The 14,878-nt window shown below is 34.7% G+C and carries 11 protein-coding genes and 2 pseudogenes; 2 read left to right on the top strand and 11 right to left on the bottom strand.

The annotated features are described in order from the left end of the window. Positions 1-671: 671 nt before the first annotated feature. The 4 genes from pheT to dnaN form a co-directional block, all read right to left on the bottom strand. Positions 672-3,074: a phenylalanine--tRNA ligase subunit beta gene (gene pheT, locus BOQ64_RS18005; protein WP_129057125.1), complete on the bottom strand. Its 2,403-nt coding sequence runs from the start codon at positions 3,072-3,074 to the stop codon at positions 672-674. A gap of 249 nt (positions 3,075-3,323) precedes the next feature. Then, positions 3,324-3,947 carry a DUF417 family protein gene (locus BOQ64_RS18000; protein WP_129057124.1) on the bottom strand — a complete coding sequence of 208 codons (624 nt, stop codon included), beginning with the start codon at positions 3,945-3,947 and terminating at the stop codon, positions 3,324-3,326. A 64-nt stretch (positions 3,948-4,011) separates the two neighbouring features. Next, positions 4,012-4,842, bottom strand: a complete 831-nt coding sequence (locus BOQ64_RS17995; RefSeq protein ID WP_129057123.1) for an AraC family transcriptional regulator — start codon at positions 4,840-4,842, stop codon at positions 4,012-4,014. A 450-nt stretch (positions 4,843-5,292) separates the two neighbouring features. Continuing rightward, positions 5,293-6,423 (bottom strand): DNA polymerase III subunit beta, encoded by a 1,131-nt coding sequence (gene dnaN, locus BOQ64_RS17990; RefSeq protein ID WP_066692427.1) that lies wholly within the window; start codon positions 6,421-6,423, stop codon positions 5,293-5,295. Between the two features lie 253 nt (positions 6,424-6,676). Here dnaN and BOQ64_RS17985 point away from each other — a divergent pair, with 253 nt between their 5' ends. Continuing rightward, a complete protein-coding gene (locus tag BOQ64_RS17985) occupies positions 6,677-7,030 on the top strand; it encodes a diacylglycerol kinase family protein (RefSeq protein ID WP_129057122.1) in 354 nt (117 codons plus the stop codon). A gap of 105 nt (positions 7,031-7,135) precedes the next feature. On the opposite strand, the gene BOQ64_RS17980 is transcribed toward BOQ64_RS17985, so the two are convergent. Together BOQ64_RS17980 and BOQ64_RS24150 are read right to left on the bottom strand one after the other, a co-directional pair. Further along, positions 7,136-7,594, bottom strand: a complete 459-nt coding sequence (locus BOQ64_RS17980; RefSeq protein ID WP_129057121.1) for a GyrI-like domain-containing protein — start codon at positions 7,592-7,594, stop codon at positions 7,136-7,138. Positions 7,595-7,728: 134 nt separating this feature from the next. Next, positions 7,729-8,205, bottom strand: a pseudogene (locus BOQ64_RS24150) (IS982 family transposase); the annotation flags it as partial. A gap of 83 nt (positions 8,206-8,288) precedes the next feature. Here BOQ64_RS24150 and BOQ64_RS17970 point away from each other — a divergent pair. Next, positions 8,289-8,879 (top strand): DUF6624 domain-containing protein, encoded by a 591-nt coding sequence (locus BOQ64_RS17970; RefSeq protein WP_129057120.1) that lies wholly within the window; start codon positions 8,289-8,291, stop codon positions 8,877-8,879. Between the two features lie 83 nt (positions 8,880-8,962). Here the strand turns inward: BOQ64_RS17970 and BOQ64_RS17965 are convergent. From BOQ64_RS17965 to BOQ64_RS17945, 5 genes and pseudogenes are all read right to left on the bottom strand, one after another. After that, a pseudogene (locus BOQ64_RS17965) lies at positions 8,963-9,076 on the bottom strand (IS982 family transposase); the annotation flags it as partial. A gap of 223 nt (positions 9,077-9,299) precedes the next feature. Beyond that, positions 9,300-9,644, bottom strand: a complete 345-nt coding sequence (locus BOQ64_RS17960) for a gamma-glutamylcyclotransferase family protein (RefSeq protein ID WP_129057119.1) — start codon at positions 9,642-9,644, stop codon at positions 9,300-9,302. Further along, the gene (locus tag BOQ64_RS17955; protein WP_129057118.1) at positions 9,644-10,273 is read right to left on the bottom strand and encodes an SGNH/GDSL hydrolase family protein; all 630 of its coding nucleotides are present in this window, start codon (positions 10,271-10,273) and stop codon (positions 9,644-9,646) included. The genes BOQ64_RS17960 and BOQ64_RS17955 overlap by 1 nt, the downstream gene beginning before the upstream one ends. A gap of 444 nt (positions 10,274-10,717) precedes the next feature. After that, entirely contained in the window at positions 10,718-11,131 is a 414-nt protein-coding gene (locus BOQ64_RS17950; RefSeq protein ID WP_129057117.1) for a ribonuclease inhibitor, read from the bottom strand. Then, complete coding sequence (locus BOQ64_RS17945; protein ID WP_129057116.1) at positions 11,112-14,807, bottom strand: phosphoribosylformylglycinamidine synthase; 3,696 nt, start codon at positions 14,805-14,807, stop codon at positions 11,112-11,114. Before BOQ64_RS17945 ends, BOQ64_RS17950 begins: the two co-directional genes overlap by 20 nt. Between the last annotated feature and the right edge of the window lie 71 nt (positions 14,808-14,878).

The raw sequence follows: 14,878 nt of genomic DNA, 5'->3' as shown, positions 1-14,878 counted from the left end.
ACTATTTGAATTAACCCAAATTTACGGATTTTATATTATTTAAACGGGCTGTGGTCAATTTTATTATTCTTTAACAGTTGATATCTTCGTTTATTTTAAACACGAGAATAACAAATAATTTCCCAAATACCACTAATGTCATTGAGAGCGAAGCGACGCAATCTCATCTTTGAAATGCAACCTGGCAGATTAGAAAGTTGGAGATCACAAAGGTGCAAGGTAATCTATAATTCGGCTGTTTTTAAGGCGCAAAGATTTTATCTCTGATAAAATTGTATACTGCTAAAATATGCTTTTATAATTGCCACGAATGCACAAATAATATATATATCATTTGAAAGCACAGTCCTTGCTGAGAATCTTTGATTCTCTTGCGCCTTAAAAACGTTTGGTAGGATCATTCTTTGCGCCTTTGCGTTTTCTAACCTAAAAAAGCTATCACTGATTTTGCAGATAACGCAGATTTCTTAAAGCACAATAAGCTCTACAGTATCTTTGTCATTCCGTAGGAATCTAAATTTCGATTGTATCTATCAAGGGTGCTTAGACTTTTACAGAGTGACAAACTTGTGGTGATGCTTATTCTTCATCTCAATCATTGAATCCCATGATTAAAAACAAAAAAACGGACTTTAAAAAGCCCGTTTCTGTATATTTCTGTAATCTTTATATTAAGATCTTAATTCTGCATTGAATTCTTTCTGGAAAGATTTAATTAAAGAATCCATTACTTCTGTAATTTCTTTCTCTTCCAATGTTTTTTCTTCGTTTAACAGCTCGAAACTCATTGCGTAAGACTTCTTACCTTCAGGAAGATTTTTCCCTTCATATACATCGAATAGGTTGATGCTCTTAATGAATGGAGATTTGTTCTTCTTCGCTGTCTGGTATAGCTCCTGGTAGTTAATATTCTTATCAATCAATAAAGCTAAGTCTCTTCTGATTTTGTTGAATTTCGGAATGTCTTTAAACTTCAATTCGTTTTTAGAACGTAATTCCTGAGCTAATTCAATTTCAATTTCAGCATAGAAGCAATCCTGATCGATATCAAAATCCTTAAGCAATACCGGAGATACTTTCCCGATTCTTACCAAGACTTTACCATCTGCTTCATAAGCTAGCGCATCAGAGAATCTTTCGTCAGATAAAGCTACTTCCTTATAGTTTACAGCTAATCTTTCCAATAAAACTTTTACATAAGCTTTAAGGTTGTAGAAGCTTACTGCAGATTTTGGCTGTAACCAGTTCTCTGCAACATCTCTTCCTGAAACGATAATAGCTAACTGCTTTCTTTCTTCGTATTTATCTCTTTTGTGATAGATCTTTCCTAGTTCAAAGAACTTGATATCTTCATTCTTTCTGTTGATGTTGTATACTGTATTCTGAAGAAGTCCTTCCAATAAAGACTTTCTCATGAATGCAAGATCACCACTTAATGGATTCAATAGTTTTACAGCGTCTGTTTCATCCTTTACAGAAGTTAATGAGTTATTCATTACTTCATGGAAACCAAGGCTCTGTAAAGATCTTGCCCAACTGTTCTCCAATTCATCCTGATCATTTGCACTCAGTTTAACCGGTGTAAATGATATCTTTTGTGGAGCATCAATTTTATTGTATCCATAGATTCTTAAAATCTCTTCAATAACGTCAATTTCTCTTGTTACGTCTGCTCTGTAAGCTGGAACAGAGATTTCAAAACCGTTAGGAATTTCATTTAATACCTGAATTTCCAATGCCTTCAGGATCTCTTTTACTTTTTCTCTGTGAATTTTTGTTCCTAAAATCTGTTCAATTTTAGAGAATCTTATGATCACATAGCTATCTTCAATTTTCTTAGGATATTCTTCTAAAAGCTCCCCTACCAATTTCCCTTCAGCTATTTCCTGAATCATTTTAATAGCGTGAGTAATAGCAGTTCTTGTAAGGTTCGGGTCTACTCCTCTTTCAAATCTGAAAGAAGCATCTGTATTCAAGCTGTGAACTTTAGCTCCTTTTCTTACTGCTACAGGATTAAAGTAAGCACTTTCAAGGAAAATAGTTTTGGTAGTTTCAGATACTCCTGAATTTTCACCACCAAAAACTCCGGCAATACACATCGGGGTATCTTTACCGTCTTTAATCATGATTTCAGTACCGTTCAGGGTTCTTTCTACTCCGTCTAAAGTAGTGAACTTTGTTCCCGGTTTTACAACTCCTACTTTCACTTTTTTATCTGCAATTTTATCTGCATCAAATGCGTGAAGCGGCTGTCCGTATCCGTGAAGAATATAGTTTGTAATATCTACAATATTGTTAATCGGGCTTAATCCGATTGCTTTTAGTCTGTCTTTTAACCAGCTTGGAGATTCTGCAACTTTTACATCTTCAATCACAGCTCCAATATATCTTGGGCAAAGCTCTGCATCTTCAATTTCAAGTTTGAAATCGTGAGAACCTTCGTTATTTAAAGGTTCAGAAGCTACTTTATTAAACTGAGACTTCTGTTGGTTGGTAGAAAGGAAAGCATGCAGATCTCTTGCAACCCCATAATGAGACATTGCATCGGTTCTGTTTGGTGTTAAACCAATTTCGATAACCTCGTCATTCGTCAATTCAAAATAGTCTGCAAAGTTCTTCCCTACTTCATATTTGGTTTCATCTAAAACCATAATTCCGCCATGATCTTCGCTAAGACCTAATTCGTCTTCTGCACAGATCATTCCCTGAGAAACTTCACCTCTGATTTTTGCTTCTTTAATTTCAAAAAAGTTTCCGGTTTTGTCATAGATTTTTGTTCCGACAACTGCTACTGGAACTGTTTGTCCTGCTTCTACGTTAGGAGCACCACAAACGATATTCAATACCTTTCCGTTTCCAACATCTACTGTTGTCTTCTTCAGTTTATCAGCATTCGGATGCTTTTCGCAGGTTAATACTTTCCCTACAACAATTCCTTCCAGACTGCCTCTTACACTTTCGAATTTATCTATCCCTTCAACCTCTAGACCTATGTCTGTAAGGAATTCACCGATTCTTTCAGTTTTCAATTCCGTTTTTACAAAGTCTTTCAGCCAGTTGTTTGATATTTTCATTTGCTTATCTATCTACTTGTTTAATTCGTCAAACGAAACACCAGGTTTCATCTGCCCTATTTTTGAAACTTTTATTTGAAATTCCGTCCAATGATTGAGTCGGTTTTTCGCGGTACAAATGTCGTGTTTTTTTGAGAAATACAGAAATTTCAGAGCGACTTTAAGAGAATTAATTTTCATTTATTTCTCTTTGGGAGCCTGAAGAAATCCATCTACACCTGGCTTCTCCCTAAAATTATGATAACCAATTTATAATGTCTGAACAGATGGTTTCAAAACTTTCTTCAGACTATCAGAAAATAAAACAAGTCCGGCAGCCATCATAATAATATCCTTTAAAACAAGACGTCCTGCTCCGGAAAGATAAGGAAATCCGTAATGAGGTGTTGGATAATCACCACCAAGATTAGGCACGTACACTTCGGGAGTGGTCACCAGAAAAGACAAGGTAACCAATGACATGAGAAAAGTTAAAGCTCCACCTACTGCTCCGACTTTAGGAAACCAAATTCCCAATAAGACTAAAATTCCTATCACAATAATCATCGTTCCCAATCCGTAAGAAAAGATATAGGTTCCGTTTTCTGTGTGCCAGTCAATGTTTTTCTTACTAATTTTCCCTTCAAGATTTTTATATAATGTGTATTCTGAAACCAGTTTTTGATCTTCATTCAATACTTTATTTCCAGCATTTTTATAGAAAAAACTCATGAAAGGACTATTGGCAACAAACGGAACAATTCCGTCAGCTTCATATTGAAAAGCTTTAAGTCCGCCAATCCAGGCCATAACTACAAATATTGATATTCTCAGAAAATTGAAGAAATAAGCATCTAGCTTTAATAAACGATTGTATAAACTACTGTTTTGCATGTGATTTACTTTTTTAACAAAGGTATTCTCATGCCAACAGCCCTGACATAGATATTTCAGGACATTACATGGACATTTTTGCCACCACGGAAATACCTACTTTTTCCCGATATTGCTTTGGAGAGCACCCTACAGCTTTTTTGAAATACCTACTGAAATAGAATTCATCATCAAATCCCAATTCTGAAGCAATCTCTTTTATGGAACGATACGTTAAATGAAGCAGTTTTTTAGACTCCAGAATGATTCTCTCATTAATAAGCTGGGTAGGTGTTTTAGCAAACTCTTTTTTGATAAGCTTACTTAATGTATTATTGGTAATATTGAGTTTATCACTATAAAAGGAAAGCTCTTTTTCTGTTTTGAAATTCTCTTCCAGCAGTTTTTGAAATTCAACAGCGTTCCTGTTGGGTAGCTTTTCGTTGACTGTCAGGTTATTTTCAATACCACTTTTCTGTTTGCTGCAGATGGCAAGAATCAGCTGAATGTATGTTTTAATAATAGATTGTGAAAACTGATGATTTTCGGTTCCTTCCTTTTTTATATGATTAAAAAGTTCCAGAATGTATTCATAATTCTCTTTTAAAAGTTCTATACGAGGATTCAGATAGATATTATTGAAAAGAAGTCCGTTACAGGCTACTTCATCCTTATGATATTCAATACAGTAATAGTCCCCATGAAAAAGAAGAACATTGATAGGTTCTTCTGAATCGGAAGATAATTTCAGTTTCTGATAAGGTGAGAGGAACAGAATATTATAACCATGATAAGGATAATTGATTCCATCTACAGAAAATACTCCCGTTCCATTCCATATCATGACAGTATAATTTTCAGTAGTAAATTCTGAAAGAAAATCTGAAGACTGGTAAGATTGTATTTTCACTTCCATAATTTAGAGTTATAATCTAAGCTGCTGTTTTTAATTATATTTTGATTTGTTTTCTATAACGCAATGCACGCTAATATTTTACAATTATATAATTATTTTTTAAGATCGCAAAGGCGTTTCACTCAACAAGAAATGACTGTTTCCTTTCTATTATCTTAATTGAATTATAACTCACTGCCTCTGCTGAATAAAATGCCCTTGCGAACAGAAATATGCAGTTTTATGATATCTCTTTTTGCGATCTTAGCGTTTATATTAAATAAATATTTTTTAACGCAAAGTTCTTATGATCCAGATGTTTATTTTAAGGGAGCAAAGACTGAATCAACAAGTTGATTTTATGAAGCTATATGGTAAACTTTGAAAACAATTGAACCTATTAAAGGCCTTTGGTAATTCGGAAACAAAAAAAGCCGGATTACTCCAGCTTTTTAGTATTTGTTTTTACTATTACAATCCGATTACCGGCATTGATAACATTAAGATGTTTTCGTTTTCTTCAAGACCATCAAGCGGTTCAATAATTCCCGGTCTGTTTGGCTGAGACATTTTCATTGTGATATCATCAGAACCTAAGATCGTTAACATTTCTGTTAAGAATTTAGAGCTGAATCCGATATTGATATCTTCTCCGTTATAGTCACAAGGGATCTGCATATCTGCTTTGTTTGCATATTCAGTATCTTCTGCATGAAGGTGAAGAATATTTCCTGAAAGCTTAAATCTTACCTGGTTGGTAGATTTATTAGACATGATAGATGCTCTCTTGATTGCTCCTAACAGAAGGTTTCTGTTGATGGTTAATACATTCGGGTTTTCTTTAGGGATTACCGCTGTATAGTTTGGATATTTACCATCAATCAGTCTACAGATCCAGATATGCTTACCAAAAGTAAATTTAGCCATGTTCTCGTTGAAGTCGATTTTAACGTCATCATTAGAACTTGCCAGAATATTTTTGAAAATATTCAAAGGTTTTTTAGGCATGATAAACTCCATTGGTTCAGCATTCATCAGGTCTGCTCTTTTGTAAACAACAAGCCTGTGAGAGTCTGTAGAAACGAAATTGGTTTCGTTTTCTCCAAATTGGAATAATACTCCTGTCATTACGGGACGAAGAGAATCGTTACTGGTGGCAAATAATGTATTGGTTAAAGCTTCAGACAATACTCCAGCCGGCATTACCACGCTTTGAGAAGCATCGAATTCCGGTAATTCAGGATAGTCATCAGCATTATCTAATGCTACTGCGAAATTATCTTTTTCATCTAAAATCTCAAGCTGGCTTCCAGTTCCTTCTGCATTGTCCTTTACAACAAATGTTAAAGGCTGTTCTCCATACGTCTTGATAAAATCCTGAAAAATTTTAGCAGGAACAGCAAATTTACCTGAATCATCCGACTTTACTTCCAGAGAAGTTACAAGAGTTGTCTCGCCGTCAGATGCTGTAATGGTAACATTATTTCCGTCTAATTCAAAAAGATAGTTTTCTAAAATCGGTCTCGATTGAGAGCTTGATATTACGCCACTTACAGTTTGCAACGCCTTCTGCAGTTCACCACTTGAAATAATAAATTTCATAGATTTATAAAATAAGTTTCTACAAATATAATAAATACATACAACAAAGAAAAGAATAATCCTGACGAGTTTTTAACAAAGATCGTCAATGGGGTTTCAGACCCGATATTACGTTCTGGTTTCCATAGCGGTATATTTTTATCTCAAAATATTGACTGCTGAATATATTGTAATCTTAGTTTTCCAAATATAACAGATTACCGGCAACAATCAAAATACAAAAGCTATCTTTGTTGAAAAAAATAAAAGAACCATGCAAAAACCACCTCTCTATAAAAGTTTTCTGAATGCTTTCCGGGGTGTTTTTATGATGGCCAAAACGGAAAGAAATTTCCAGATTGAGCTTCTGGCTTTCGTTATTAATCTGTTTCTTATTTTTTATTTAAAGCTTACCACTATTGATGCAGCTCTTGTTCTTATGGCTTCTGTAGCTGTTTTGAGTGCTGAAATTTTCAACACAGCCATCGAAAAGATATGTGACATCGTCCAGCCAAATTTTGATAAAAGAATCGGCTTTATTAAGGATATTGCAGCCGGTGCGGTTGTGCTTATTGCTATGGTTTCGGTTATTATTGGAGTTCTTGTGTATTGGAAGTATGTTTTTTAACCACCCCGTCAAATCTTTGATTTGACACCCCTCCAGAGGAGGGGAATATCGCGTCTTCAACTGAATATTTTGTTAGATTAGGTAGTTTTTTCTTTTTTTAAGCTTTTAATTTATAGCAATTAAAATATCTACTTCTGCATCGGAAGGGTTCTGTGCTTTTTCTCCGTATATTTCAAAGTCAGCAGTAAAAGTTCTACCTAAATCCATATTCCAGATTTTAAACCATTCATTGATGACCAGACCTTCTCCCAGATTTCCTTTTGCTGTAAATCTGATGTAATCACCGCCCTCAAAAGATTTTCCAATCATTCCTTCAGGAATATTTTCAAGACTTTCTACTTTGCATCCTAACAACGTAGTATAAGGCTTTGTATGGTCCTTTTCATAATCTGTATAAATAGAATAAATAGTATTGTCTATTTTATTAGGGATATTATTCAACACATTTTCCTGCATAAATTTCTCCCATAATACAGGAATATCCTTTGCCGCCTGTTCATTCTCATTGGTTGTTCTTACTGCGATTCCGATTACTTTAAAGGGTTCAATTTTAACGTTGTTCATTTCTTGATTTTTTATTATAGACCAAAGATAGAGAGGAGTTGTGACAACTGTTTGTCAGGAGGGGGCTTTTTTGATGCATGATGATTGATAATTGAGGGTATGAATTACCAATTGATTTTTATGTTTAATAGTTTTTAATAAATAAATTGAACAATTGTAAGAGCTGTAATCTTTGCTAAAACTCTTGTTTTGAATCCTTCAAATGTTTTTGCATAATTCCTTCTTATCATAAATTGGTCACATAGCTGAGAGAATAATGTTTCAATTCTTTTTCTGTGCTTTTTAAACAAGCAAAACTGTGGTTTGTAGTCTTTTTGGTTGATTCTTTTCGGAGTTCCCAAGGTAATATTAGCTTAATTAAACAAATCTACCTGTGCCTCTGATGAGAGATACCCTTTATCAACAAGCAAGATACAATCAGACAACCGTTCTTTAATGTCCTTCAAAAAGTGAATATCATGAATAGATGCCGGACTTAGGTCTATACTTTAAAAAACACCGTTCACAGAATAAACCGCGTGAAGTTGTAGCCATAAAAAGACATTTGCTATGATCCGCAAAAAACCTCTGTTTGGATAACAATACTGTTCATCTTTACATATTTTAGAGCGTGCGCTTAAAAATAATTCCTATTTTTACAATTAATTTTTAACCAAAATGGTCAATCTATTTTGAATATGACACAAAAATAGAAATGAAAATAAAAAAAATACTATTTAACATATTAGCCGCTCTTGTTTTAATGATATCAATATTCCTTTATATGAATAAGGATAAATTTGTCTATGTAGGTTCAGTAGATATTATTGAAGTCGATTGCAGCAAAAAAAATCAAATCTTGAGCGAAGTTTTAGAAAGTGACCAAAAGATTAGAAAATCAAACGAACTCATCAAATACGCTAAAGAAGACCATAGGAATCAAGAATTAGTGATTAGCATTATTGAAAAGTGTGGTATGCCAACATTAAAGGAAGTAGGCCAAAAACAAATGGATGCAATCTGGTTAGGACTGCAACATAGTACTAAAGAAATCAGAAAAAAGTATTTTCCACAAATAGAGAAAGCGGTTAAAAATGGAGACTTATCTAAACAACAATATGCATTGATGAAAGATAGGATTTTAATGGACGAAGGAAACCCCCAAATATATGGTTCACAAATAGAAAATGGTAAATTGTATAAATTAGAAAATCCTGAAACTGTGAACGAAAGAAGAAAAGAAATGGGAATGGAACCAATAGAGGATTATTTAAAGAATTTCAATATTCAGTTCAATCCGAATTAACAACACAACATGTAATAATTATACCTATCAAACAAGCTGTTAAAGAACGGCTATCAGTGAACCTAATAAATGCGCTCTTTCAATTGGTCACGTAGCTGAGAGAATAATGTTTCAATTCTTTTTCTATGCTTTTTAAACAAGCAAAACTGTGGTTTGTAGTCTTTTTGGTTGATTCTTTTCGGAGTTCCCAAGGTAATAAATCCTTCATTTTAGGAATACGTCTCTGGTAAGATAAAAGTGTTTCATCTGAAATTTCCCGTAAAATCTCCAAAATTCTTTCGTAATTTGCAATTAAGCTGTTCATTGTAAATGTTTTGTGGTAAAAAAAATTACAATGAACAACTTATTTCTTTGCATTCATAATGCACATCGGGTATACTAATCTTATTTTTTTAATAATTACGAAATAGACCTCTGTTTTTATACTTCCGAAGATGCTCCTACATAGATAAACCCTTTGTTTCCGGATTTAAAAACAGTTTCTATTCTTTTATAATCATCTACTTCATATTCATCTGCCTGAAGGATTTCCGCTTCTGTAACTTCAAATAATATTCCTTCTATTTCATTATCCGTATTTCCTGAGAATTCCAGGACCGGATGATATTTCTGACCACTTTTCCTCAGAACTTCCGGATCTGTGATTTCAAGCATATTCAGTTTGTATCCTAATAAAAAGTCTTTTTCACCCTTTAAAATACGTCCGAATGTTTCAAGTTGAACCTGCTCTTTCTGTAAGGTTCCATAAGAAAATAAATAAGGCATTATAAATATTTTTCAATGATTGGAATTGCAATTTCGGCCATCATTCCATAGCCTTTTTCATTAGGATGAACTCCGTCTGCCGAAAGCAGGATATCTTTATCCTCTAACAGTGCTGAATGAAAATCAATATAGCTTAAAGAATACTCTGTTGTAATATTCTTCAATATTTCGTTATAGACAAGCACTTCCTCGTTTGATCTGAGCTTTCCTGAGCCTACCACTACTCCATCTATATTTTTAGAGATAGGAAGAATACTCACCAGGTAAATATCCTTAGAAAACTGCTGTGCATGCTGAACTGCTTTGATGATATTATTTTTAAAATTTTCAGGGCTGACAATCTGCACTCCTTCTTTAATAGCAAGATCATTAGCTCCGTAGCTTATGAAAACCAGATTGCCATCAACAGAATTTCTTGCTCCTAATTCAACAGGCATCCGCTTCAATAGGCCTTCTGTAGTTTCTCCACCTATTCCCAGATTGAATAGAATTAGTTCATCACCACTTCCTTCGTGGAATCTTTGCAGGGCATATCTCTTCAGAATATCTACCCAACCGCCAAAAACACCATCATATTCTCCATATGTTATACTGTCTCCAAAGAACAGTCCATACACTATTTTCTTCATTCAATTAATTCTTTTGTTTATTGATTTTTGCTCCTTATTTAAAGCTTTTCAAATATTCTTCAAAGTAAGAGAAAATCTACTGAATCTGGCTTATCTGCGATGAATTTTTAATATAAAATTATATTGAAAGTATTATTTTGAACCATTAAGAGTTTTTAAGTGATTAAGAAGAGTTAAGAAAAATAACTAAAGCTATTTTATATAAGCAGCCTTACTAAATTTATCTTTGATTAAGCTTAACTTATCTTAAAATCTTCATTTTTCTTAATGGTTGAAATATATTTTTTGGCGCAAAGCTTTATTATACAGACAGAATATTTTTAGGAGGCTAAGAAGGAATCAACAAGTTGATTGGATGAAGCTGGCTGGAAAGCTTTGAAGACAAATAAGTGTTACTATTGTAAATTTCCCACTCATTATTCATTGCTTATTACTTATTACTCATCAACTCAAGGTTAGTGTAATATTGGCGTGTGATTCAATGATTTCTACCAGGATTTCAAACAACGTTTGTCCTTTTCCTGCTGTTAAATCATTTAGCTTTTGTTGAATGAGTTCTATGTTGAACGGTTTTCCCTGTTTGATTTTGTTTTCGTAGAATTTCTGGGTTGCTTTGAATCCTAAATCATCTTTTGATTTTTGTGATTCTTTCCAGAGGATTTCAATTTCCTCTTTGTTTTTAAAAACGCCGAAACCACCGTACAGAATATCATCAAAGCCATCTAAAGTTCCTACTTTCCAGTCTGTATCTTTCATTAAAACCTTCGACACTTCTTCGTAGAAACCTTCTAAAGACGAAAAATGACCGCCATGGATGACGATCATTTTTCTTGTATTGTTATTTGAAGTATTCAACACCGTTTTTGAATATGTTGTGATAATTCGCGGTTGGTATATTTTTCATGAGACCTTCCGTAAATCTTTCCGGGTGTCCCATTCTTCCGTAGATTTTTCCACATGGGCTGGTAACTCCTTCAATTCCGAATAAGGAATTGTTCGGGTTGAACGGCATTCCGTGAGCAATGTTTCCATCGAAATCGATGTACTGTGTTGCAATCTGTCCATTTTCATATAACTTCTTGATTTCTTCTTCTGAAGCCATGAAACGTCCTTCACCGTGAGAAATTGGAATAGTGAAGGTTTGACCTTTCATTCCTTTTAACCATGGGCTTTCATCATTCACTACTTTTACAGTCACCATCTGAGAAATATGTCTTCTGATCGCGTTGTGAGCTAATGTTGGAGAGTTTTCATCAAGATTTTTAATTCTTCCGTAAGGTAATAGCCCAGATTTAACTAAAGCCTGGAAACCGTTACAGATCCCGATAATCATCCCATCTCTGTCTAATAATTCGTGAACTGCATTTCTCATTTTCTCGTTCTTTAAAACGTTGACAATGAATTTTGCAGAACCATCCGGTTCGTCTCCTGCTGAGAAACCTCCTGAGAAAGCTAAGATCTGAGATGTTCTGATCTCTTCTACCCAAGCATCAATACTTTCATCCAATAACTGGTGGCTGATATTGATTAAAGGCAGACTGCTTACTACAGCTCCTTCTTTCTGGAATGCATTTAAAGTATCATACTCACAGTTGGTTCCTGGGAATACCGGAGCAAATACTTTAGGCTGTGCAATTCCATGCTTTTTGATGATGATATTTCTTGGGTTGATAGAGTTTGATTTTTCATCAATTTCAACCGTCATCTTTTCTTTTTCTACTGTTGGGAAAAGGTTTTCGAATGTACCAGTGTAAGCAGATTCGAGGTTCGAGATGCGGGTTTCGAGATTGTTAACCTTTAAAGTACCTGAATCTTTTACTTCTCCGATTAACTGTAGAGATACATTGCTTAATTCTTCTTTAGCTTCAATAATTAAGCTACCGATATTTTTAGCTAATAATGTGTTTTCATCAGCATTAATTTCAGCACCCAATCTGTTTCCGAAACTCATTTTTGCCAATGCTACAGCTACTCCACCATCTTTCACTGTTTTTACAGAAACGATTTTTCCTGATTTGATGTTTTCAAAGATGAATTCATAAATTCCTTTTAGGCCATCATAGTTTGGAAGACCGTTTTCCTGAGCGATGTGATTGAAGAAATATACTTTGTTTCCTGCTGCTTTAAATTCCGGAGAAATGATATTCTGTTTGTCTCCGTTTGCACATGCAAAAGAAATCAATGTTGGTGGTACATTCAGATCCTGATACGTTCCACTCATGGAATCTTTACCACCGATAGCAGCTAATCCAAGGTTAATCTGTGCGTCATAAGCTCCTAAAAGAGAAGCTAAAGGTTTACCCCATTTTTCAGGAGACTGGCCTAGCTTTTCGAAATATTCCTGGAAGCTTAATCTGATGTTTTTATAATCACCTCCCATGGCAACAATCTTTGCTACACTTTCTACTACAGCGTAAGATGCTCCTAATAGTGAGTTTTGTTTTGAGATTTCAGCATCGAATCCCCAGCTTGCCAGAGAAACGGTTTTGATGTCTTTTGCTCCTAAGATCGGTAGCGTCTGCACACTTCCTTCCATTAGGGTTTGTTGGTATTTTCCTCCTAAAGGCATGGCAACAGTTGTTCCTCCTACGGAAGAGTCAAACATTTCCAATAGTCCTTTTTGGGAAGCTACGTTTTTATCTTTTAAGGTATTCAGGAAGTTTTCTTCATTGAATGCCTTAGTTTCTGTTTTTACTTCTTCAAGGTGGTTAATTTTTACCTCCTGAGATTTTGAACATCCGTTGGTATCAAGGAATGCTCTTGAAAGGTCAACGATTTTGTCTCCTTTCCAGAACATCTGCATTCTTCCTGAATCTGTTACTTTTGCTACTTCTACCGCAACAATGTTTTCAGCCTCACAGAATTTAATGAACTTTTCTTTGTCTTTCGGGTCTACTACAACCGCCATTCTTTCCTGAGATTCGGAAATAGCCAGTTCTGTTCCGTTTAGTCCTTCGTATTTTAAAGGTAATACATCAAGATTTACTTCTAAAGAGTCTGCAATTTCACCAATGGCTACAGAAACTCCTCCTGCTCCAAAGTCGTTTGACTTTTTGATTAATCTTGTCAGTTCAGGATTTCTGAATAATCTTTGGATCTTACGTTCTTCTACAGCATTTCCTTTCTGAACTTCAGAACTCATGGTGTGGATAGACGTTTCGTCCTGTTCTTTTGAACTTCCGCTTGCGCCTCCTACTCCATCACGACCTGTTGCTCCTCCTAAAATAATGATAGAATCTCCGTTTGCAGGTTTTTCACGTCTTACCCAGTCTACAGGAACAGCTCCGGTAACGAAACCAACTTCCATTCTTTTTGCTTTATAACCTTCATCGTAGATTTCAGAAACCATTGTGGTAGCAAGACCAATCTGGTTACCGTAAGATGAATATCCGTTTGCAGCCTGTTTAGTGATTGTTTTTTGAGGTAATTTCCCTGGTAATGTTTTATCTACAGATTCTAAAACGTCTGCAGCACCTGTTAATCTCATTGCCTGGAACACAAATGATCTTCCTGACAAAGGGTCTCTGATAGCTCCTCCTAAACAAGTAGAAGCTCCTCCGAAAGGTTCAATTTCCGTTGGGTGATTGTGCGTTTCGTTTTTGAATAATAAATACCAAGGTTCTTTTTTACCGTCGTATTCTGCTTCAATCTGGATGGTACATGCATTGATCTCATCAGAAATCACAAGGTTGTCCAGGTTTCCTGTTTTATGGAAATATTTACCACAAACTGTTGCTAAATCCATTAAGGAAATAGGCTTCAGTTCACGGCCTAAGAATTTTCTTTTTTCGATATAGTCATTGAAAATAGTATCCAATGTCTGTTTGAATTTTCCTTCAAACTGAATGTCTGACAATTCTGTTTCGAAAGTCGTGTGACGACAGTGATCGCTCCAGTAGGTGTCTAATACCTTCAATTCTGTTTCTGTAGGGTTTCTTTCCTCAGTTTTAAAGTATTCCTGAATAAATTTAAGGTCATCTAATCCTAATGCAAAACCGTGATTATTATAGAAATTTTCAAGTTCAGCATCATTGAAATTGATGAAATTTTCGTGGATGATCACTTTTGAAGGAGTTTCATCAGCAGGAATATCCAGTACAGACAGGTCTTTTTCCTGAGATTCTACTTTATTAATCAAAAGGTCTTTGATTTTCACCAAATCAGCTTCTGATACTCCTACAAACTCGATGAGTTTTCCACTTCTTACTTTTGATTTTTCATTTTCTGTTAATAAAGCGATACACTGTTGTGCAGAATCTGCTCTCTGATCGTACTGACCAGGCAGAAACTCCATTCCGAAGTGGATACTTTTTGCAGGGTTTTCTGTATGTAAAATATCAGTCACAGGATCTACGAAAGTATTGTTTACTACTTTCTCAAATTCCCCGTTATTCAAATTGAAAATGTCATACACATTGTATACTTTCACACTTTGAATTGCCGGAACAACTGCTTTTACTTCATCAAAAATTTTTGGACTTTCAACATCGAAAATTCCTCTTTTTTCTACGAAAATTCTTTTGTTATTAGACATTAGATGTCAGATTTTAATATTAGATTTATTTTTCTTTTACTTTTCTGAGTTCAGAGTACCAGTGTCAGATT

This window comes from Chryseobacterium sp. CH25 (assembly GCF_004119455.1).
Classification (GTDB): Bacteria; Bacteroidota; Bacteroidia; order Flavobacteriales; family Weeksellaceae; genus Chryseobacterium.
This window is presented reverse-complemented; position numbering and strand designations above follow the sequence as displayed.

Bases quoted from the DNA above. Each gene is read 5' to 3' on its own strand.
- pheT (WP_129057125.1), bottom strand. From the start codon at position 3,074: ATGAAAATATCAAACAACTGGCTGAAAGACTTTGTAAAAACGGAATTG.
- BOQ64_RS18000 (WP_129057124.1), bottom strand. From the start codon at position 3,947: ATGCAAAACAGTAGTTTATACAATCGTTTATTAAAGCTAGATGCTTAT.
- BOQ64_RS17995 (WP_129057123.1), bottom strand. From the start codon at position 4,842: ATGGAAGTGAAAATACAATCTTACCAGTCTTCAGATTTTCTTTCAGAA.
- dnaN (WP_066692427.1), bottom strand. From the start codon at position 6,423: ATGAAATTTATTATTTCAAGTGGTGAACTGCAGAAGGCGTTGCAAACT.
- BOQ64_RS17985 (WP_129057122.1), top strand. From the start codon at position 6,677: ATGCAAAAACCACCTCTCTATAAAAGTTTTCTGAATGCTTTCCGGGGT.
- BOQ64_RS17980 (WP_129057121.1), bottom strand. From the start codon at position 7,594: ATGAACAACGTTAAAATTGAACCCTTTAAAGTAATCGGAATCGCAGTA.
- BOQ64_RS17970 (WP_129057120.1), top strand. From the start codon at position 8,289: ATGAAAATAAAAAAAATACTATTTAACATATTAGCCGCTCTTGTTTTA.
- BOQ64_RS17960 (WP_129057119.1), bottom strand. From the start codon at position 9,644: ATGCCTTATTTATTTTCTTATGGAACCTTACAGAAAGAGCAGGTTCAA.
- BOQ64_RS17955 (WP_129057118.1), bottom strand. From the start codon at position 10,273: ATGAAGAAAATAGTGTATGGACTGTTCTTTGGAGACAGTATAACATAT.
- BOQ64_RS17945 (WP_129057116.1), bottom strand. From the start codon at position 14,807: ATGTCTAATAACAAAAGAATTTTCGTAGAAAAAAGAGGAATTTTCGAT.